This is a genomic window from Pseudomonas sp. GW456-L13, from assembly GCF_017350115.1.
Taxonomy (GTDB): Bacteria; Pseudomonadota; Gammaproteobacteria; order Pseudomonadales; family Pseudomonadaceae; genus Aquipseudomonas; species Aquipseudomonas jessenii.
The window spans coordinates 1,552,610-1,571,623 of record NZ_JACNAS010000002.1; the positions used below are offsets into that span (position 1 = coordinate 1,552,610).

Consider the following 19,014-nt stretch of genomic DNA (forward strand, 5'->3'; position numbering starts at 1 on the left):
CTGCAGGAGCGAGCTCGCTCGCGATGAACTCAAGCGCGCCGCGTACATTCAGGAGAAACGCGTTACCGTTAACGTCCATCGCGAGCAGGCTCGCTCCTACAGAAAATTACAGAGTGGCCATGGAATTCATCCGTACCCGCATCGAAACCCAGATCATGAGCCTGACCGGTTTGTCTTTGGGCAAACTCGACCTGGAAAACCCCAAGGGCGACCCCGGGCTGTTCGGGCCAGACTCGGTGAGCTGGCAAGTCCATGGCGATTTCAGCAGCATGCTGATCGGTGGCATCAGTGCCCTGATGCTGCAGGCCCTGCACCCGCTGGCATTGGCCGGGGTCTGGGACCATTCGAATTTTCGTGAAGACATGCTCGGCCGCCTGCGCCGCACCGGGCAGTTCATCTCCGGCACCACCTTCGGCTCTCGACAGGATGCCGACTGGCTGATCGAAAAAGTCCGCACCATCCATTTGCAGATCACCGGTACAGCGCCGGACGGACGTGCCTACGCCGCCAGCGATCCCGAACTGCTGACGTGGGTGCATGTGGCGGAAGTCAGCAACTTCCTCGCCGCGCATTTGCGCTATCGCAACCCGCATCTTTCACCTGCCGACCAGGATCGCTATTACGCGGAAATCGCCCTGGTCGCCGAACGCCTGGGCGCCCGGGATGTGCCCCGCTCGCGGCAGGAAATTGCCGACTATCTTGAGCGTATGCGCCCTCAGTTGCTGTGCGACGAACGCAGTCGGGAAGTCCTGCGCCTGTTGCTGAACGCCCCTTCCCCCAGTCGCTTGGCCAAGCCTTTCGGCGGCCTGATGATGCAGGCCGGGATCGACCTGCTGCCGGACTGGGCCAGCGACATGCTCGGCGTCAGCCAGAACCCGCTGCAACGCAAGCTGATCCGCGCCAGCGTCAATCGCAGTGCGCCGATGTTGCGCTGGGCGGTGCGTAACGGTTCGGTGCAGCGGGCTAAACGGCGGATGGGGTTATTGACCTAACAGGTATTGCTGCGATTTTTTCTGTGGCGAGGGGGCTTGTCGGATCGCCGCACCGCCCCGTTGGGCTGCGAAGCGGCCCCAAGCTCTCGAGCGTTTCCGAAATTTTGCCAGTGCTACGCACTGGAACGGGGGCAAGCCCCCTCGCCACAGTGTTAAACTCCCGCGCCCAATTCTCTCCTGCAAGGCGCCCAGCATGTCTTCCTTGAATCAGGCGCTGCGCGCCGCCCTCGATCAACGCCAGGACCTGCTCGCCGAACTGCACCTGCAAGGCACCGATTGCTATCGCCTGTTCCACGGTAGCCAGGAAGGCGCCGCTGGCCTGACCATCGACCGCTACGGCCCGCAGCTGCTGGTGCAAAGTTTCCACCAGGCGCTGGAGCGCGAGACGCTGCTGCAACTGCACGAAGCGATCAATCAACACCTGGGTTTTGAAACCCTGCTGGTCTACAACGACCGCTCCCGTGGCAACTCGCGCATCGATCGCGATGACATCGTCTACCGCGCCGACGAAGCCGCCCTGCAAGACCTGGTCGGCCACGAATGGGGCCTGAACTATCGGGTGCGCGGTCGCCATGCCGGACAGGACCCGCTGCTGTTCCTCGACCTGCGCAACACCCGCGGCTGGGTCAAGGATCACAGCAAGAACAAAAGCGTGCTGAACCTGTTTGCCTACACCTGTGGTGTCGGCCTCAGTGCCGCCGCCGGTGGCGCACGCGAGGTGTGCAACCTGGACTTCGCCGAAGGCAACCTGGCGGTCGGTCGGGAGAACGGGCAGCTCAACCCGCAGTTGCCGACCATGGAATTTATCCAGTCCGACTACTTCCCGGCCATTCGCCAACTGGCCGGCCTGCCGATCAGCCAGCGCCGCGGGCAAAAGCTGCCGAGCTATCAGCGCCTGGAACAGCGCCAGTACGATCTGGTGCTGCTGGACCCTCCAGCCTGGGCCAAGAGTGCATTCGGCACCGTCGACCTGTTGCGCGACTACCAGAGCCTGCTCAAACCGGCCTTGCTGACCACCGCCGACAACGGCGTGCTGATCTGCTGCAACAACCTGGCGAAAGTCAGCATGGACGACTGGCGTGAACAGGTTTTGCGTTGTGCAGAGAAGGCCGGGCGGCCGGTGCGTGAATGGACCGTGATGAAACCGGGCGCCGATTTTCCGTCAATGGATCAACAGCCACCGCTGAAAACCCTGATCCTGCAGCTCTGACCGTCGTCGGAGAAATCTGAAAATTCATGAACAGGCCAATCACTTCGGAACCGGAAACGCGTGCCATACTCCAACGCACTCCGATTCAGACAGATGAAGCCTCACATGTACAAAGGATTGATTCGCGCCATCGGCGCCTTGTTGACTGCTCTGGCCCTCTACAGCTTGCTGGGTTTTCTGATTTTACCGGGTGTCGCGTTGCGCGTTGCCAACCAGCAACTGGCCAACTACGCCACTACACCCGCGACCATCCAGCGGATCGAATTCAATCCGTTCAGCCTTGAACTGACCCTTTGGGGCTTGAACATCGGCGAACCCGGCAAGGAGCAGGTCGGTTTCGAGCGCCTGTACGCCAATCTGCAATTCGACAGCCTGTGGACCAAGGCGGTGCACCTGTCTGATGTCGAACTGACCAAGCCCAAGACCGAAATCCTGTTCAGCAAGGACGGCAAACTCAATCTGCTCGGGCTGTTCAAACTGCCAGAGAGCGAACCCACGCCGGCCGACCCGGATGCCAAGCCGTTTCCACTGCGCATCGAGCGGATCAAACTGGCGGGCGGTGCCGTGCATTTTGAAGATGCCCGGCCCAGCGAGCCCATCGAGTTTCTCTACGACACACTCGATTTCGAACTGAAGAACCTCAGTACCCTGCCCGATGACAGCGCAGACATGACCCTGGTGGCCATCGGCCCCAATGGCGGACAGATCGACTGGACCGGCAACTTCAGCCTGATTCCGATCGCCTCCGAAGGTAAGCTGAAAATCACTGACGGCAAGATGAAAGCCTTTTGGCCCTATGTGCGCGATGCCGTGCCACTGGATCTCGAAAACGGCGTCATGAGCATCAGCACCGACTACAAACTCAACCTGGCCAAGGAAACCGAGCTGCTACTGAGCAATGTAGCGGTCAGCATCGCCCCCTTCGCGATCAAGGCGCCGGATGGCCGGCCGCTGGTAAAGCTCGAGCGCCTGGACGTCAGCGAAACCACCGTGGACCTGGCCAAACAGCAAGTGGTGGTGGGCAAGATCCGCAGCCACAAACTGGAAACCTGGGCCGCGCTGGAATCGGACGGCCAACTCGACTGGCAGAAACTGTTCGCCAGCCAGCCGTCAAAACCCACCGCCAAAGCCAAGGCAGATGCCGAACCGACCGGCACTCCGGCGGCGGCAGACTCACCGAAACCTGAACCGGCCGCGCCAGACAAACCCTGGCAGGTGCTGCTCAAGGATGTGCAACTGCGCGACTACAAGGTGCATCTGGCTGACCGCAAGGCACAACCCGCCGTCGCCCTGGAACTGAGTCCGCTGAACCTCGACCTGCAAAATTTCGACAGCCTCAACGGTTCCCCCTTTACCCTCAAGCTCGATACCGGTGTAGGCAAGCAAGGCAAGATCATGGCCGACGGCGAGGTCAACCTGGCCCCGGTCAGCGCCAGGCTGAAGGTACAGACCAAGGACATCGACCTGCGGGTTGCCCAGTCCTACATCACGCCGTTCATTCGCCTGGAACTGCGCAGCGGCATGCTCGGCAGCGATCTGGCGGTCGACCTGAAAAGCACCGAGCCCTTGGCCTTCGGCGTCACCGGCCGTGCCCAGGTCGATCAGTTGCATACCCTGGACACCTTGAAAACCCGCGACTTCCTCAAGTGGCAGCAGGTCGTGGTCGAAGGCCTGAACTATCAGCATGGGGACAGCCTGTCGATCGACAAGATCAACCTGTTCCAGCCCTATGCGCGTTTCATGATCAACGATGATCGCACCACCAACATCGATGACCTGCTGATTCCACAGCCAGCGGATTCCGGGGCAAAACCGGCGGCGAACAAACCGGCCAGCAACGAAAAACCGCTGGGCATCCACATCGGCGGCATTTTCATCAATGACGGTTCGGCCAACTTCGCCGACTTCAGCCTGACCCCGAACTTCGCCACCGCCATCCAGCAACTCAACGGGCAGATCGGCACCATCGACAGCCGCCGGCCGAAACCGGCCAGTGTCGACGTCAAGGGCAAGGTCGATCGCTACGCACCGGTGACCATCAAGGGCTCGGTCAATCCGTTCGACCCGATGGCCAGCCTCGACATCGCCACCAGCTTCAAACGCGTGGAACTGACCACGCTGACGCCCTACTCCGGCAAGTTCGCCGGCTACCGTATCCGCAAGGGCCGGCTCAATCTCGACCTGCACTACCAGATCACCAAGGGTCAGCTCAAAGCTGAAAACAAAGTGGTGGTCGAACAACTGCAACTGGGTGAAAAAGTCGACAGCCCGGATGCCGTGAGCCTGCCACTGAAACTGGCCATTGCCTTGCTCAAGGACGTCGACGGCAAGATCTCCATCGAACTGCCGGTCACTGGCGACCTGAACAACCCTCAGTTCAGCGTCATGCCGATTATCTGGCAGACCCTGCGCAACCTGATCGTCAAGGCCGCGGCAGCACCGTTCAAACTCATTGGCGGCTTGGTCAACGGTGGTGGTTCGGAAGACCTGGGCAGCGTTTCATTCGCAGCCGGTTCCAGCGAATTGAGCAAGGACGCCGAAGGCGCCCTAGACAAACTGTCCAAGGCGCTCAAGGAACGCCCGGCCCTGCGCCTGGAAATCGAAGGCACCGCCGCCCAGAGCAGCGATGGCCCGCTGATCGCCGAACAACGCCTGGAGCGTGAATACCAGTACAACTACTACAAAATGCTCCAGCGCCGCGGTGACAAGGTCCCGGCCCAGGCTTCGTTGCTGGAAGTGCCGGACGGAGAAAAGGGCCCGCTGCTCGAAGGTATCTACCGCACCCGCCTGAAAACCCAGCCCCCTGCCGAATGGAAGGACCTGGGCAAGGAAGAACGCACCGCGAAAATGCGTGCCGAGGTGATCAAGTTCTGGAGTGCCAGCGACGTACTGTTGCGTCAACTGGGCCAGGAACGCGCCAGCAGCATCAAAGATTATCTGGTCGACAAGGCCCAGTTGGAAGATGACCGGGTGTACTTCATCGATGCCAATCTGGGCGAGGCGCAAAGCGACGGCCGCGTGGTGACGCCGATGCATCTGGATGCCGAGTGATGCATCGGCAGCTGGCAGGCCTGGCTCTGGCGCTCTCCGTCAGTCAGGCCTGGGCGGCCGATACCCTGCGCTGTGGCAGCCAGTTGATCAGCGTCGGCGACCGCTCGAGTGAGGTCGTGCAGAAATGCGGTGAGCCTGTCAGCCGCGACTTGCTGGGGTACAAGCGCAGTGCCGATCGACGCGAGGAGTTTCAGGTCGAGGAGTGGACCTACGGACCGAATGGCGGGATGTATCAATACTTGCGGTTCGAAGGTAATCGGTTGAAGCAGATCACCAGTAAACGCGGAAATTAATTAGCCACTATCCAATGTGGTAGCGGGCTTGCTCCCACAATTGATTTTCAGCACTACACATAAAACAGGCCCCGGAAAAAAGCGCGGGGCCTGTGACGGCCACATCCTTATGGCCCTTCGCATGAACACTCAGGTTGCAACAGACGTATGACTCTGCCCGTCTGTCGCGCCTTCTCCCGGTCCAGGCGAGAAGCCTGCCTTACTCGGCTTTGAGGCCGTCAGCGGAGACCGCCTTGACGCCTTTGATTTTCTTGGTGATGGCCACAGCCGCTTCTTTTTGCGAATCGGTCACGGCGGTGGTCGACGACAGCGATACCACGCCTTTGTTGGTTTCAACTTTGATGTCGCTACCTGGAATGCCTTTTTCAGTCATCAGGTCAGCCTTGACTTTGGTGGTGATCCAGGTATCGGAAGTATCTTCTTTCACTTCGGTCATTTCACCGGCAGCCAGCACCATTGGCGACTGGGTTGCCTGGGTGGTTTGAGCAAACGCGGCGTTGGCCATGGTCAGGGTCAGCGCGGTAGCAGCAGCGGCAGTGATAGCGAACTTCTTCATACGAGTAACTCCTGTTTTTCGGAAAGTCTGCCGGATGTCTTGTCGGCAGGGTTACCAAGGATATTGCGAACGCTGTGCCAACTTTGGAGAAGGAACTAAAACCTTATTAATCAATAAGTTACAAAACCAGCCAACTTTCGGAATCATGCAAAATGCACGAGAAGCACAAACACTGCATGCAAGTTGCGGGTTTATGGAAAGTTCCTAAGATGCTGAAATTTCTGAGCTTTATCTGCAACATTTGACGACGGGTCGACAAACAGGAAAATCCCCGCAAAAGCGGGGACTTGATTCAGCAATTCATGCCGCAGAACCGGAACACCCTTTAGGCAAGTAGTCCTCGGTAACGCTGCTCTTGCATGACCAGCCTTTGGCTTCGTCCCGTGTCAGGGTGACGGTTTTGCCCTGGACCACCCCCGGGGCATTGTGCAACGTACAAACGATTGATCCCGCCCCCGGCGTTGTAGCCGTCACAGACAGGGCGCAATGGTTGGTCGATGTCTTGCCAGCGGGCGCCACGTTGGCAATTGTCGGCGTTTCCCCCTGGCTGATCACATCCTCGAACGGCACCTTCATTGCAGTCAGCTCGGCCATCGCCGCCGTGACCTTGGCCCGCGCCTGGTACTTGGAATACATCGGCAGGCCCAGGGTTGCCAGGATCCCGATGATCGCTACCACGACGAGCAACTCGATCAGGGTAAAACCTTTCTGATAGTTCATGTACAAGCTCCATGCATGAGTCGAAGGCTCATGACCTGCCCCATGGCAGCACAGCCTGTGCCAAAGCCAGAAGCCCCTGTTGACCGGGGGCGTGGTGTTCGCAAAGCCCTTACTTACTACCAAGATCAGTACTATCTGACGTTTTTTGTCACATCACCCTTGCGGGTTTGGCCCCATCCTTTGACTAGGCTATAAGAGCAATTCAATCGGAATACCCAGGACTGAACATGGCGGTCAAGGCAGCGAAAATCAGCGTGTATGCATGGGAAGGCATCGACCGCAAAGGCACAAAAGTGACCGGCGAACTCAGCGCTCAAAACCCGGCGCTGATCAAGGCGAAACTGCGCAAGCAAGGCATCAGTCCGGGCAAGGTTCGCAAAAAAAACCATTCGGTTTTCAGCATGGGCAAGCGTATCAAGGCCCAGGACATTGCCCTGTTCACCCGGCAAATGGCGACGATGATGAAGGCCGGCGTGCCGTTGTTGCAGTCCTTCGACATCATCGGCGAGGGCTTCGACAATCCGGCCATGCGCAAGCTGGTGGACGAACTGAAACAGGAAGTTGCTGCAGGCAGCAGCTTCGCCGCCGCCCTGCGCAAGAAGCCCCGGTACTTCGATGAGCTGTATTGCAACCTGGTGGATGCCGGCGAGCAGGCCGGTGCCCTGGACACCCTTTTGGAGCGAGTCGCGACCTACAAGGAAAAAAGCGAAAGCCTCAAGGCCAGGATCAGGAAAGCCATGACCTACCCGCTGGTGGTGGTGTTCGTCGCGACGATTGTCACCGGGATTCTGCTGGTCAATGTCGTGCCGCAGTTCGAATCGGTGTTCAAAGGCTTTGGCGCCGAACTGCCGGCCTTCACCGTGATGGTCATTGGCCTCTCGCAATTCATGCAGGCCTGGTGGTGGGTGGTCCTTGGCACGCTGATCACGATGACCTTCGGTGTACGCCACGCCCTCAGGACATCCCCGGCCTTGCGTGACCGGATGGACACCTGGCTGCTGAAACTGCCGCTGGTGGGCACCCTGATGCACAAGTCCGCCGTGGCCCGGTTCGCCCGTACTTTGTCGACCACTTTCGCTGCCGGCGTGCCGCTGGTGGAGGCTCTGGAATCAGTGGCCGGTGCGACCGGCAATAGCGTGTTCAAGCGCGCGGTACTGCGCATCCGGCAGGACATCTCGACCGGCATGCAATTGCATTTCGCCATGCGCACCTGCGGCGTATTTCCGAACATGGCGATACAAATGACTGCAATCGGCGAAGAGTCCGGCACCCTGGACGCTATGCTCGACAAAGTCGCGGGGTTCTACGAAGACAACGTCGATAACATGGTCGATAACCTCACCAGCCTGATGGAGCCGTTCATCATGGTGGTGCTGGGTGTTATCGTCGGTGGACTGGTAGTTGCCATGTACCTGCCCATCTTCCAACTTGGCTCAGCGATCTGACATGCCCTTGAATGAAATCCTGACTCAATCTGCGCTGGCCTTTGTCCTTCTCGCAGGCATCACCGGCCTGCTGGTCGGCAGCTTCCTCAATGTCGTGATCTGGCGCCTGCCAAAAATGCTCGAACGCGACTGGCGCGAGCAGGCCCATGACATTCTCGGGCTGCCAGGCGAAACGCCGCTGCCGACCTACAACCTGTTGCTGCCCCACTCCCAGTGCCCGAACTGCGGTCACCGAATCCGCGCCTGGGAAAACATCCCGCTGCTCAGTTATGTGTTTTTGCGCGGCCGCTGCTCAGCCTGTGCGGCAGCGATCAGCCCCCGCTATCCGTTGACCGAACTGGCCTGCGGCCTGTTGTCGGCGTTTGTTGCCTGGCACTTCGGCTTCGGTTGGCCCGCCTGCCTGATGCTGGTCCTGAGCTGGGGTTTGCTGGCGATGAGCCTGATCGACGCCGAGCATCAGATATTGCCGGACGTACTGGTGCTGCCGTTGATATGGCTGGGGTTGATCGTCAACAGTTTCGGCCTGTTCGTGTCGTTGCACGAGGCGCTTTGGGGGGCGATAGCCGGCTACAGCCTGCTGTGGTCGGTGTTCTGGCTGTTCAAGCTGATCACGGGCAAGGACGGCATGGGCTACGGTGATTTCAAGTTGCTGGCGATGCTGGGCGCCTGGGGTGGCTGGCAGATTTTGCCGCTGACCATCCTGCTGTCCTCGCTGGTGGGGGCCATTATCGGGCTGATGCTGCTGCGCTGGCGCAATGCAAAAACCTCGACGCCGATCCCTTTCGGTCCCTATCTGGCCATTGCCGGCTGGATTGCGTTGCTCTGGGGTGGTCAAATAACCGACCTCTATTGGCAGTTTGTCGGTTTGAAATGAATAGCCCTGTGGAAAAACCCTGGATTCTCGGCCTGACCGGTGGCATCGGTAGCGGCAAAAGTGCGGCCGCCCAACACTTCATCGATCTGGGCGTGCATGTGGTCGACGCCGATCATGCCGCTCGCTGGGTCGTTGAACCCGGTCGCCCGGCACTGGCACAAATCGCCGAACACTTCGGCCCCGGCGTGCTGCAGGCCGACGGGCAACTGGACCGCGCCGCGCTACGCAAATTGATCTTCGAAGTGCCAGAAGAACGCCGCTGGCTGGAGGCCCTCCTGCATCCGCTGATCGGCGAAGAAATCGCTCACCACCTGGCGCTGGCAAAATCGCCTTATGCGATTCTGGTTTCGCCGCTGCTGATCGAGTCCGGGCAATACGCCATGACCCAACGGGTGCTGGTGATCGATGCGCCCGAACAATTGCAGATCGAACGTACCCTGCAACGTGACCAGACCAGCGAGCAGCAAGTCCAGGCGATCCTCAAGGCCCAGTCCAGCCGCCAGGATCGCGTGAACCATGCCGACGACGTCGTGGTCAACGACCGCGACCTTGCCTGGCTGCACAGCGAGGTCGAACGCCTGCATCATTTTTATCTTTCTTTGCGTGGAGGCCAGTCATGAGCCAACCAACAACCGTCGAATGCCCAACCTGTGGCGCCCCCGTGGAATGGACCGCCGAGAGCAAATTCCGGCCATTCTGCTCCGACCGCTGCAAACTGATCGACCTGGGTGCCTGGGCGTCCGAAGAACACAAGATTCCAGTGGCACCCGATGCCGAGGACGAGATGTTCAGCGGTGACTTCGACCCGCGCCATTGATCCATCGAGTGGGCGATTCCAGGTTTTGATGCGGATCAGGACTTGGGATCGTCGTCCTTCCAGGGAGCCGAGAGGTAGCGTGTGCGGTTGAACGTCTCAAGCCACTCCGGACAAAACACGACCAGCGCACTGACGATCATGCCGTTGATAAACGCTTCGGGAAAAATGATCAGCCATAGATATCCGACAAAATCTTCCAGCCAGTACGGCATGGCAAAACGCTCGTCGAACCATAACAACCAAAGCGCAAGCAACAGACACAGCAATGCCGACAGCGCGGCGGCAAAAAATCCGGAAACGAAGATATACACGAAGGGATTTCGTGGCTGCGCCCTCTCCACCAGAATGGCGCAGCACTCGGTGACCAGCACCGGCAACGCAATCAACAGCGCGCCATTGACCCCGACCGCCGCCAGGTCCTGTCGCCCGAGCAACACCAGCCCCGTTTGCGCCACCAGGCCACCCACCAGCGCCAACGGCCAGTCCAGCAGTAGCGTCACTGCGGTCATGCCGATGAAGTGGTAAGACACGCCGGTATCAAAGTCGCGCCGCACCAGCCACAACAGAAACAGCGCAAACACCGTTCCAAACAGCAGATGCTGACGACGGCTGTCGGTGAACAGTTCAACCCACGGCGCGCGACAGATCGCCCAGATCAACACCGGCACATAGATCAGCCAGCCGACCGCAAGGGTTTGCGATGACAGCAACTCTGCACCGATCATGGCTACGTGCGCCTCCCAGGCGAAGAACAACAGGCACTCAGTCTACACTGCCGCCCGCATGCCCTTCGACTTCAAGCCCAATGCCGCGGATCGTTCATCACCGCGTCATGTTCGGCGAACAGCTTCGGTAGCTCAGACTTGAGAAAGTCCACCCAGGTGCGGACCTTGGCATCGAGAAAGCGTCGCGAAGGATACAGCGCATACACATTGCGCTCGCGCAGGCGCCATGCAGGTAACACACGCAGCAAAGTACCGTCGCTCAAGGGCCGCGTCGCGGTGTAGAACGGCAGCAGGCTGATGCCCATGCCCGCCTCCGAAGCCTTGACCATCGACTCGGCAACATTGCACTGAAAGGTCTTGGCCGGGCTGACGGCGTGCTCGCCGTCCTGGTCCTGGAAAAGCCATTGATCGCCGTACAGCGGGTCGAGCATGCGCAGGCACTGATGATCGCTCAGCGCCAGCGGCTGCTGCGGCACACCCCGGCGTCGCAGATAGGCCGGGGAGGCACAGGGCACGCTGTAGATCTGCCCGATGGCTTGCGCAACCATTTGCGAATCGGCAAGTTCCGGAGCGATCGAAATCACCACATCGTGCCCCTCCTCCAGCGGATCGGGATTGCGCTGCGACAAGGTCAGCTCGAACACCACATCGGGATAAAGCTCGCTGTAGCGGGCGATCAACGGCGTGAGCAGCACACCCAGGCCGTTCATGCTGTGCACCCGCAGGCGTCCGGCCGGATTGATATGAGCGCCACGGGCCTCGGCCGTCGCCTCATCCATGGCTTCGACGATTTGCCGGCTGCGCAGCAGGAAGCGCTCGCCGGCGTCGGTCAGGCTCAAGCGCCGCGTGGTGCGTTGCAGCAGCCGCGCCTGTACATGTTCCTCCAGATCCGCCACCAATCGGGATACCTGCGCGGTCGACAGATCCAGCGCATCGGCAGCCCCGGTGAAACTGGCGCAGTCCACCACCCGGATGAATACGCGCAAGTTGTTAAGCACATCCATAAGCCCCCCTCGGGCGATGACTGTTACGTTTTATGTAAGGCTGCATCCGCCGTTCGCCTCTTTATCCGTCGGTGGCAAAGACTAAAATTCAGACATCAAAACCGACACGGAGCACGCCAACATGAAAACGTTGATCAGCTTGTTGCTGACCGTCATCGCCACCTCGGCCATGGCCGCTGACAACGAGCCCCTCGCAGTCCTTTACAACCCGGCGCAGCCACTGGACATCGCCAAGGTGGTTTCAGTGTCCGACACCGCGACCGCGTGCGGGGTTGTACCGGCGACCATGGAGTATGTCGATCATCAAGGCCAGACCCACCGTGTGACCTACAACGTCATGGGTGATTGCACCAGCAACCTGTGATCACCGGGCTCACAGCAAGGTCCACGTGTAGCTGAGGATCAAGCGGTTCTCGTCGATATCACTGCGGTAGTTTGAACGCGCCATCGCATTGCGCACGCGAATGCCCAAACCTTTGAGGCTGCCGCTCTGCAACACATAGCCGATGTCCAGGTCACGTTCGCGATCCTTGCCCCCATAGCCCTTGCCGGTATCGACATTGTTGCCGCTGATGTAGCGCACGGTACTGGTCAGCCCCGGTACGCCTAGCGCTGCGAAGTCGTAGTCGTAGCGCGCCTGCCAGGAACGTTCATCGGTGAAGGCGAACTCATAGGTCGGCACTTCGTTGCCCAGCGGCGAGATGTTGGCAAATACCCGTGGAAATGCGCTGTCGCCGAACATGCCCTGATAGCCGACGTAAAACGTATGGCCGCCACGCTTGGCCGACAGCAACGAGAAGAACGCCTGGTTGTCGATATTGCCCAGCAGTTTTTTGCCGTCTTCGCGCGAATCGTAGTAACCGAGGTTGGCGCCGAGGATCCAGTTGCCCACTGGCTCACTGTGCTTTAAGCCCAGAAAACGCTGGTTGTAGATATCTTCCAGTTGCCCGTACCAGGCGCTGACCGAGCTGCGCTTGTCATTGAACGCATAATCAGCGCCGGCAAAATTGAAACCGTCACTGCTGACCTGACGCTGCGGCACGTGACCCAGCATCGCCTGCATCTTTTCGTCGCCAGCCTCGTTGCGCAGGCTGGTTGAACTCAAGTGACCACCCTGCAGCGTCAGGCCATTGATCTCGTTGGAGGTGATGCTTGCGCCCTGATAACTGGGTGGCAGCAGGCGAATATCGCTGAATGCCAACACCGGCAGGTTGGGTTGCAACTCACCGACTTTCAGCTCGGTTTTGGAGTAGCGCATCTTCAACGCGCCTTCCAGACGGCTGTAGTTGTCTGCCGCGCGGCCGTCGTCCTGCACCGGCAACAAACCGGTATTGGTCCGGTCCGGAGCACTGTCGAGCTTGAGACCGAGCAAGCCGATGACGTCCACCCCAAACCCGACGGTGCCTTGGGTGTATCCTGACTTCACGTTGAGGATGAAACCCTGGGCCCACTCTTCAGCCTTCGATTGCTGGTTGGCGCCGACGATGTCGGAATAGTCGCGGCTGAAGTAGTAATTGCGCGCCTGCAACGTTGCGCTGGTGTCTTCGATAAAGCCGGTTTCAGCTGCCATCGCCCCCGTGGAAAAACCCGAGACGACAGCCAGGGACAACGCCGAACCGGTTGTTGGGAGAATCTGTTTCATCGTTTTTCTCTTATTGTTATTGATCGACTGATTGAAGGACTTCAGTTGCAGTGGATTTGCGAAGGGGAACGGTACGACGAGCGCCCAACAGCACATGGGTGACCATGCCGAAAATCAGCCCCCAGAACGCCGCGGACAACCCGAACAACGACATGCCCGAAGCCGTGACCAGAAAGGTCACCAGCGCGGCTTCGCGATCGCTCGGTACCGCCATCGCGCCGGTCAACGCGCCGGCAATGGCGGCGAACAAGGCCAGCCCGGCCAGCGCCGCAATCAACTCTTTGGGGAACGCTGAAAACAGCGAGACCAGCGTGGCGCCGAAGATCCCCAGCAGCAGGTAGCACAGGCCGCCGACGACCCCGGCCACGTAGCGTTTGCGAGGATCTTCGTGAGCTTCGCGACCGGTGCAGATCGCCGCGGTGATCGCCGCCAGATTCAGCCCATGGCAACCAAACGGCGCCAGCAATGCGGTGCCCAGCGCGCTACTGGCGATGATCGGGCTCGCTGGCGTCGGATAGCCACTGGCGCGCAGCACCGCCATGCCGGGTACGAACTGACCGGTCAGCGCCACCATCACCAGCGGCAAGGCGATGTTCAGGATCGCGCCCAGGCTGAACTCGGGCGTGATCCATACCGGCGTGGCCAGGCCGATCACCAGCGCGTCACGATGCAAATCACCGGTGAACGCGGCAATCGAACAGCCCATCAGCAGCACCATCATCACCGCATAACGCGGCATCACACGCTTGCAGATCAGGTAGCAGGCAAACATCGCCAGGACCAGCAACGGCTTGCGCTGCATCGACACGAACAAGCCAGTGCCGAAACTGAACAGGATCCCCGCCAGCATCGCCGCCGCGATGGCGGCGGGCAGTTTGCTGATGATCCGGTCGAAAGCGCCCGAGATGCCAACCACGAAAATGATCAGGCTGCTGACCAGATACGCCCCCACGGCCTCTGCCATGGAGATGTCCGGCAACAGCGTCACCAGCAACGCCGAGCCCGGCGCCGACCAGGCGATGATCACCGGAACGCGGTAGCGCAGGCTCAAACCGATGCCGAGCACGGCACTGCCAATGGAGATCGCCCAGATCCAGGACGACAACACTTCCCGCGAAAGATGTGCCGCTTCTGCCGCCTGAAAGATGATCACCAACGGGCCGGCGTAGGAAATCACCGTGGCAATGAATCCAGCCACGGCGGCTGACAACGAGAAGTCCTGGAAAAACGCTTTCATGATTCAGGCACCGGTCGCTGACAACGCTGGGTTGACGCCAGCGGCGCTACGTCGGCTGCTGATGGCGAACACGGTCATGGCCAGGGTCGCCACCGCACCGGGCAAGGCAAACGCCATGAAGTTCAGTTGCAGGGGCAAGCTGATCCCGAGCAAGGCACCACCCAGCAGCGGACCGACGATGGCCCCGTTGCGCCCAATGCCCGACGCCCAGCCCAGACCGGTAGACCGAATCGTCATGGAGTAAAACTGCGCGGCACAGGCGTACAAAAGAATCTGCGAGCCAATGGTGGTGGCACCCGCAATGGCGATCAGCAAGTACAACACCGGCATCGGGCTGTTGAAGCCCAACAGCGTGATCGACACCGCCGCCATGGCGAAAAACACCGCCAGCACTCTCGGCAGATTGAGTTTGTCGCCCAGCACCCCGCCACCGACCGCGCCGAAGATCGCCCCGAAGTTCAACACCAGCAGGAACGACAGGCTCGAACCCAGGCTGTAACCGGCGTTGGCCATCAGTTTCGGCAGCCAGGAACTCAGCGCGTACACCATCAACAGGCAGCAGAAAAACGCCAGCCACAGCATCAGCGTGCGCAGCGCACGGCCTTCACGGAACAACTGCAACACCGGGGTGCCCGTGCCTTTCACTTCGGCCATCTGCAATTGATCAGAGGTTTGCGCGACGTAGGCCGGATCGATGCGCTGAAGAATATTGCGCGCCTCTTCATTGCGCCCCTGACGCAACATGAAACCCACCGATTCGGGCAGGAAATACATGATCAGCGGCAACAACAGCAACGGCAGGACCGCCACGTAAAACACCGACTGCCAGCCGAAACTCGGGATCAGCACAATGCCCAGTCCGGCGGACAGCATGCCGCCCACCGAGTAACCGCTGAACATGATCGCGACCAGAGTGCTGCGGATTTTTTTCGGCGCGTACTCGTTCATCAGTGCCACGACGTTAGGCATCACGCCGCCAATGCCGAGCCCGGCAATGAAGCGACAGAGGCCGAACTCGGTGGGGTTTCGGGCGAAACCATTGAGTACGGTGAAGCCACTGAAGAGCATCACGCAGATCGTGATGGCTTTTTTGCGACCGATCCTGTCCGACAGCGGACCGAAGAACAGCGCACCGAACATCATGCCGAACAGTGCATAGCTGCCCAGTGCACCGGCTTGCAGAGGACTGAGCCCCCACTCTTTCATCAGCATCGGCAAGACCACGCCGTAGATCACCAGATCGTAACCGTCGAAGATGATGATCAGGGCACACCAGAACAGCACCATCCAGTGAAAGCGGTTGAAACGAGCGTTGTCGATAACCTCATGTACGTCGATCTTGCGCATGGCATATATCTCTTGTTGTTGTTTTTTTAGAGCGGCGGTAACACGGCTTACGTCCGTACAGCCGAGGGTAGAGCCGCCCGATACGTGGCAATATCCAGTGCGCGCAGATCACTATCCATTTTGTGCAGGGCCCTGAAACGGGCATGGGAGCGGGAGGCATTGACCCTCTCCGACAAATTGTCTTCTTTGCGATCACATTTGAACGCTAAGCTTGGGCCTATGGATGACTCAGATTACTTACGCCTGCTGACCATCGCGGCCGAGCAAGCCAACGCGTTCCTGTCCAATGCCCGCAAGTGGGAGCGTGAGCGTTGGGTCTGCCAGCGCCTGCTGCAAGGCTTGAACATTCCCTATCGCGCCGATGAGTTCGCCCCCGCCGGGGAGCCGCCGGATGTGTTGTTTCGCGATGCCAGTTTCGAGGTGTTCTTCGTGCTCGACGAGGGCCGGCGCCTCAACGATGAATGGCGCGACGAATTACAACGCCGACGCAGCGCGTTTTCCCTGAGCCAACTGGTGCGCCGCGAGGCCAAGCCACGACGCATCCCCGCCAACGAGTTCTTGCTGCGATTGGCGCCGACCTTGCGCAAAAAAGCGCACAACTACAAAGAGCGCGGCATGGATCTGGGTGAGCTGGACATCATTGCCTTCGCCAGCCTCAAACGCGAAGTACTGGACCTCAACAGCCATTTCCCGCCGCCGACCGAATACCTGCGCCAGGGCTGGCGCTCGCTGTCATTGGTTGGGCCGACATTCGCCCGCGTGCTGTTCGCTCACCCGGATGCGCCGGACTTCTTGCGCAGCAACCTGGGGCGCAGCATTGTGTTCGACGTCGGGATCAGTCTGTGAGCCCGCTGCAGGAGCTGATCGCCGAGGTGCCACAACAGGGTCGTGTACGCTGGATCGGCGTGCGCCCGCAATCACGTTCGGCGATGCTTGAACTCGATGCCGTGGAAGCGCGCCTGGAGGCCGGCCTGACCGGCGACCACGCCCGCCCCGGCGTGCGCAATGCGCGGCAGGTAACGCTGATTCAGTGGGAGCACCTGGCGGTGATCAGTTCACTGATGGGGCGAGCACAGGATCATCCGGTCCGGCCTGAAGATCTGCGGCGCAATCTCGTTATCAGTGGCATCAATCTGTTCAGCCTCAAGGGCCGCCGCTTCCGGATCGGCCAGGCAACGTTCGAAACCACCGGCTGGTGCCAGCCCTGCGCGCGCCTGGAAAGCAACCTGGGCATCGGCACCTTTCAGGCCGTGCGCGGACATGGCGGAATCACTGCCCGGGTGTTACAAAGTGGCATCATTCGCCTGGACGACATCGTTAGCGTCGAACCCATTCCGGACAGCGGCTATGCTGCGTTCAACCCTGGGTAAAAACACTGTAGCTTCTACACATTCAGCAACGTCTACTCCTGACGAGGCCCGATATGACCAGCCGCCTGAACCCCGACGACCAAAAGCATGTCGAAGAGTACCTGCAGTTGTCCCAGCACCAAGTCGAGCGCCGGCCTTTCCGGCCGTGGATGCTCCTTGTACTGGTATTGGCAGTGACCATTGGTCTGGGCCTGTTGAGCCGACTTATCAGTTACCTGACGCTATGAGCTGCCTTGCGCTCGCTCGGGTAATTGCACCGATTTCCTTTAGCCTTGCGAGTTATCCCCATGTCCCATCGTATTGTCATTGTCGGCGGCGGCGCCGGCGGTCTGGAGTTGGCTACCCGTCTGGGTAAGACTCTGGGCAAGCGCGGTACGGCCAGCGTGATGCTGGTCGACGCGAACCTGACCCACATCTGGAAACCGTTGTTGCACGAAGTGGCGGCCGGTTCCCTGAACTCTTCCGAAGACGAACTCAACTATGTCGCCCAGGCCAAATGGAACCACTTCGAGTTCCAGCTGGGGCGCATGAGCGGGCTCGATCGCGCGAAGAAAAAAATCCAGCTGGCCGCCACCTACGACGAAGCCGGTCTGGAGCTGGTGCCGGCCCGCGAAGTGCCTTACGACTCGCTGGTGATTTCCGTCGGCAGTACCACCAACGATTTCGGCACCCAGGGCGCGGCGCAACACTGCCTGTTCCTCGACACCCGCAAACAGGCCGAGCGTTTCCACCAGCAACTGCTCAATCACTATTTGCGCGCGCACGCCGCTCAGACCGACACGATCGAGCAAATCAGCGTGGCCATCGTCGGCGCCGGTGCCACCGGGGTCGAACTGGCCGCAGAACTGCACAACGCCGCCCACGAATTGGCAGCCTATGGTCTGGACCGGATCAAACCGGAAAACATGCACATCACCCTGATCGAAGCCGGTCCACGGGTGCTGCCGGCGCTGCCGGAGCGCATTGGCGGGCCTGTGCATAAAACCCTGGAGAAACTCGGGGTCAACGTCATGACCAATGCCGCTGTCAGCGAAGTGACGGCCGACAGCCTGATCACCGCCGACGGCAACGAAATCAAGGCCAGCCTGAAAGTCTGGGCCGCGGGGATTCGCGCACCGGGTTTCCTCAAGGACATCGATGGCCTGGAAACCAACCGCATCAATCAGCTGCAAGTGCTGCCGACCCTGCAAACCACCCGTGACGAAAACATCTTCGCGTTCGGTGATTGCGCCGCCTGCCCGCAACCGGGTAGCGACCGCAATGTGCCGCCACGCGCCCAGGCCGCTCACCAACAGGCTTCGTTGCTGGCCAAATCGTTGAAACTGCGCATCGAAGGCAAGGCGTTGCCGGAGTACAAGTACACCGACTACGGCTCGCTGATCTCGCTGTCGCGTTTTTCGGCTGTGGGTAACTTGATGGGCAACCTCACCGGCAGCGTGATGCTCGAAGGCTGGCTGGCGCGGATGTTCTACGTGTCGCTGTACCGCATGCACCAGATGGCGCTGTACGGGCCGTTCCGCACAGCGATGCTGATGCTGGGCAGCAAGATCGGACGCGGCACCGAGCCAAGGCTCAAGTTGCACTAACACCTCAACCACTGTGGGAGCGAGCTTGCTCGCGATAGCGGTCTGGCATTCAGTACATGTGTTGAATGTCAGGCCGTCATCGCGAGCAAGCTCGCTCTCACACTGGTTTGCGGCGTTCTTCAGTTTCCTGCAGACAAAAAAAATC

At 59.9% G+C, this 19,014-nt stretch carries 20 protein-coding genes; 13 read left to right on the forward strand and 7 right to left on the reverse strand.

Annotation, left to right across the window (positions count from 1 at the left end; translation table 11 throughout):
* Window positions 1–119 precede the first annotated feature (119 nt).
* From J4D25_RS21130 to J4D25_RS21145, 4 genes are all read left to right on the forward strand, one after another.
* Window positions 120–992, forward strand: coding sequence for an oxygenase MpaB family protein (locus J4D25_RS21130; RefSeq protein ID WP_057713269.1), 873 nt, complete (start codon window positions 120–122; stop codon window positions 990–992).
* 193 nt (window positions 993–1,185) lie between these two features.
* Window positions 1,186–2,202, forward strand: coding sequence for a class I SAM-dependent rRNA methyltransferase (locus tag J4D25_RS21135; protein ID WP_057713268.1), 1,017 nt, complete (start codon window positions 1,186–1,188; stop codon window positions 2,200–2,202).
* Window positions 2,203–2,295: 93 nt separating this feature from the next.
* Entirely contained in the window at window positions 2,296–5,253 is a 2,958-nt protein-coding gene (locus tag J4D25_RS21140; RefSeq protein ID WP_057713267.1) for a DUF748 domain-containing protein, read from the forward strand.
* Window positions 5,253–5,546 (forward strand): DUF2845 domain-containing protein, encoded by a 294-nt coding sequence (locus tag J4D25_RS21145; protein ID WP_173677975.1) that lies wholly within the window; start codon window positions 5,253–5,255, stop codon window positions 5,544–5,546. Before J4D25_RS21140 ends, J4D25_RS21145 begins: the two co-directional genes overlap by 1 nt.
* Window positions 5,547–5,745: 199 nt before the next feature.
* On the opposite strand, the gene J4D25_RS21150 is transcribed toward J4D25_RS21145, so the two are convergent.
* On the reverse strand, window positions 5,746–6,102 hold the full coding sequence (locus J4D25_RS21150) for a BON domain-containing protein (RefSeq protein WP_057713265.1): 357 nt from the start codon (window positions 6,100–6,102) through the stop codon (window positions 5,746–5,748).
* Window positions 6,103–6,402: 300 nt separating this feature from the next.
* On the reverse strand, window positions 6,403–6,822 hold the full coding sequence (locus J4D25_RS21155) for a pilin (protein WP_057713264.1): 420 nt from the start codon (window positions 6,820–6,822) through the stop codon (window positions 6,403–6,405).
* Between the two features lie 227 nt (window positions 6,823–7,049).
* On the opposite strand from J4D25_RS21155, the gene J4D25_RS21160 reads away from it, so the two are divergent.
* The 4 genes from J4D25_RS21160 to yacG are packed head-to-tail and all read left to right on the forward strand — an operon-like array spanning window position 7,050 to window position 9,958.
* A complete protein-coding gene (locus J4D25_RS21160; protein ID WP_057713263.1) occupies window positions 7,050–8,267 on the forward strand; it encodes a type II secretion system F family protein in 1,218 nt (405 codons plus the stop codon).
* A 1-nt stretch (window position 8,268) separates the two neighbouring features.
* The gene (locus tag J4D25_RS21165; protein WP_057713262.1) at window positions 8,269–9,141 is read left to right on the forward strand and encodes an A24 family peptidase; all 873 of its coding nucleotides are present in this window, start codon (window positions 8,269–8,271) and stop codon (window positions 9,139–9,141) included.
* A complete protein-coding gene (gene coaE, locus J4D25_RS21170) occupies window positions 9,138–9,761 on the forward strand; it encodes a dephospho-CoA kinase (RefSeq protein WP_057713261.1) in 624 nt (207 codons plus the stop codon). The genes J4D25_RS21165 and coaE overlap by 4 nt, the downstream gene beginning before the upstream one ends.
* Entirely contained in the window at window positions 9,758–9,958 is a 201-nt protein-coding gene (gene yacG / locus J4D25_RS21175) for a DNA gyrase inhibitor YacG (RefSeq protein ID WP_007970539.1), read from the forward strand. The genes coaE and yacG overlap by 4 nt, the downstream gene beginning before the upstream one ends.
* A gap of 35 nt (window positions 9,959–9,993) precedes the next feature.
* Here yacG and J4D25_RS21180 read toward each other — a convergent pair whose 3' ends face one another.
* Complete coding sequence (locus J4D25_RS21180; RefSeq protein WP_007990394.1) at window positions 9,994–10,683, reverse strand: energy-coupling factor ABC transporter permease; 690 nt, start codon at window positions 10,681–10,683, stop codon at window positions 9,994–9,996.
* A gap of 71 nt (window positions 10,684–10,754) precedes the next feature.
* Complete coding sequence (locus J4D25_RS21185) at window positions 10,755–11,687, reverse strand: LysR family transcriptional regulator (RefSeq protein WP_057713260.1); 933 nt, start codon at window positions 11,685–11,687, stop codon at window positions 10,755–10,757.
* Between the two features lie 121 nt (window positions 11,688–11,808).
* On the opposite strand from J4D25_RS21185, the gene J4D25_RS21190 reads away from it, so the two are divergent.
* Window positions 11,809–12,051, forward strand: coding sequence for a DUF2790 domain-containing protein (locus J4D25_RS21190; RefSeq protein ID WP_057713259.1), 243 nt, complete (start codon window positions 11,809–11,811; stop codon window positions 12,049–12,051).
* 9 nt (window positions 12,052–12,060) lie between these two features.
* Here the strand turns inward: J4D25_RS21190 and J4D25_RS21195 are convergent, their stop codons facing one another.
* Genes J4D25_RS21195 through J4D25_RS21205 form a run of 3 tightly spaced genes read right to left on the reverse strand, consistent with a single transcriptional unit; the run spans window position 12,061 to window position 15,913 of the window.
* Window positions 12,061–13,329 (reverse strand): OprD family porin, encoded by a 1,269-nt coding sequence (locus J4D25_RS21195; RefSeq protein ID WP_057713258.1) that lies wholly within the window; start codon window positions 13,327–13,329, stop codon window positions 12,061–12,063.
* A 16-nt stretch (window positions 13,330–13,345) separates the two neighbouring features.
* On the reverse strand, window positions 13,346–14,566 hold the full coding sequence (locus J4D25_RS21200; RefSeq protein ID WP_057713257.1) for a benzoate/H(+) symporter BenE family transporter: 1,221 nt from the start codon (window positions 14,564–14,566) through the stop codon (window positions 13,346–13,348).
* Window positions 14,567–14,569: 3 nt separating this feature from the next.
* Window positions 14,570–15,913 carry an aromatic acid/H+ symport family MFS transporter gene (locus tag J4D25_RS21205; protein ID WP_057713256.1) on the reverse strand — a complete coding sequence of 448 codons (1,344 nt, stop codon included), beginning with the start codon at window positions 15,911–15,913 and terminating at the stop codon, window positions 14,570–14,572.
* Between the two features lie 219 nt (window positions 15,914–16,132).
* Here J4D25_RS21205 and J4D25_RS21210 point away from each other — a divergent pair, with 219 nt between their 5' ends.
* The 4 genes from J4D25_RS21210 to J4D25_RS21225 are packed head-to-tail and all read left to right on the forward strand — an operon-like array spanning window position 16,133 to window position 18,869.
* The gene (locus tag J4D25_RS21210; RefSeq protein WP_007970534.1) at window positions 16,133–16,759 is read left to right on the forward strand and encodes a DUF1780 domain-containing protein; all 627 of its coding nucleotides are present in this window, start codon (window positions 16,133–16,135) and stop codon (window positions 16,757–16,759) included.
* Window positions 16,756–17,283: an MOSC domain-containing protein gene (locus tag J4D25_RS21215; protein WP_057713255.1), complete on the forward strand. Its 528-nt coding sequence runs from the start codon at window positions 16,756–16,758 to the stop codon at window positions 17,281–17,283. Before J4D25_RS21210 ends, J4D25_RS21215 begins: the two co-directional genes overlap by 4 nt.
* Window positions 17,284–17,336: 53 nt before the next feature.
* Entirely contained in the window at window positions 17,337–17,510 is a 174-nt protein-coding gene (locus tag J4D25_RS21220) for a DUF3094 domain-containing protein (RefSeq protein ID WP_007970531.1), read from the forward strand.
* Between the two features lie 60 nt (window positions 17,511–17,570).
* Window positions 17,571–18,869, forward strand: a complete 1,299-nt coding sequence (locus J4D25_RS21225; RefSeq protein ID WP_057713254.1) for an NAD(P)/FAD-dependent oxidoreductase — start codon at window positions 17,571–17,573, stop codon at window positions 18,867–18,869.
* Window positions 18,870–19,014 lie beyond the last annotated feature (145 nt).

What these genes read in the sequence shown, in the direction of transcription:
- J4D25_RS21130 (WP_057713269.1), top strand. Translation starts at nt 120, where the DNA reads ATGGAATTCATCCGTACCCGCATCGAAACCCAGATCATGAGCCTGACC.
- J4D25_RS21135 (WP_057713268.1), top strand. Translation starts at nt 1,186, where the DNA reads ATGTCTTCCTTGAATCAGGCGCTGCGCGCCGCCCTCGATCAACGCCAG.
- J4D25_RS21140 (WP_057713267.1), top strand. Translation starts at nt 2,296, where the DNA reads ATGAAGCCTCACATGTACAAAGGATTGATTCGCGCCATCGGCGCCTTG.
- J4D25_RS21145 (WP_173677975.1), top strand. Translation starts at nt 5,253, where the DNA reads ATGCATCGGCAGCTGGCAGGCCTGGCTCTGGCGCTCTCCGTCAGTCAG.
- J4D25_RS21150 (WP_057713265.1), bottom strand. Translation starts at nt 6,102, where the DNA reads ATGAAGAAGTTCGCTATCACTGCCGCTGCTGCTACCGCGCTGACCCTG.
- J4D25_RS21155 (WP_057713264.1), bottom strand. Translation starts at nt 6,822, where the DNA reads ATGAACTATCAGAAAGGTTTTACCCTGATCGAGTTGCTCGTCGTGGTA.
- J4D25_RS21160 (WP_057713263.1), top strand. Translation starts at nt 7,050, where the DNA reads ATGGCGGTCAAGGCAGCGAAAATCAGCGTGTATGCATGGGAAGGCATC.
- J4D25_RS21165 (WP_057713262.1), top strand. Translation starts at nt 8,269, where the DNA reads ATGCCCTTGAATGAAATCCTGACTCAATCTGCGCTGGCCTTTGTCCTT.
- coaE (WP_057713261.1), top strand. Translation starts at nt 9,138, where the DNA reads ATGAATAGCCCTGTGGAAAAACCCTGGATTCTCGGCCTGACCGGTGGC.
- yacG (WP_007970539.1), top strand. Translation starts at nt 9,758, where the DNA reads ATGAGCCAACCAACAACCGTCGAATGCCCAACCTGTGGCGCCCCCGTG.
- J4D25_RS21180 (WP_007990394.1), bottom strand. Translation starts at nt 10,683, where the DNA reads ATGATCGGTGCAGAGTTGCTGTCATCGCAAACCCTTGCGGTCGGCTGG.
- J4D25_RS21185 (WP_057713260.1), bottom strand. Translation starts at nt 11,687, where the DNA reads ATGGATGTGCTTAACAACTTGCGCGTATTCATCCGGGTGGTGGACTGC.
- J4D25_RS21190 (WP_057713259.1), top strand. Translation starts at nt 11,809, where the DNA reads ATGAAAACGTTGATCAGCTTGTTGCTGACCGTCATCGCCACCTCGGCC.
- J4D25_RS21195 (WP_057713258.1), bottom strand. Translation starts at nt 13,329, where the DNA reads ATGAAACAGATTCTCCCAACAACCGGTTCGGCGTTGTCCCTGGCTGTC.
- J4D25_RS21200 (WP_057713257.1), bottom strand. Translation starts at nt 14,566, where the DNA reads ATGAAAGCGTTTTTCCAGGACTTCTCGTTGTCAGCCGCCGTGGCTGGA.
- J4D25_RS21205 (WP_057713256.1), bottom strand. Translation starts at nt 15,913, where the DNA reads ATGCGCAAGATCGACGTACATGAGGTTATCGACAACGCTCGTTTCAAC.
- J4D25_RS21210 (WP_007970534.1), top strand. Translation starts at nt 16,133, where the DNA reads ATGGATGACTCAGATTACTTACGCCTGCTGACCATCGCGGCCGAGCAA.
- J4D25_RS21220 (WP_007970531.1), top strand. Translation starts at nt 17,337, where the DNA reads ATGACCAGCCGCCTGAACCCCGACGACCAAAAGCATGTCGAAGAGTAC.
- J4D25_RS21225 (WP_057713254.1), top strand. Translation starts at nt 17,571, where the DNA reads ATGTCCCATCGTATTGTCATTGTCGGCGGCGGCGCCGGCGGTCTGGAG.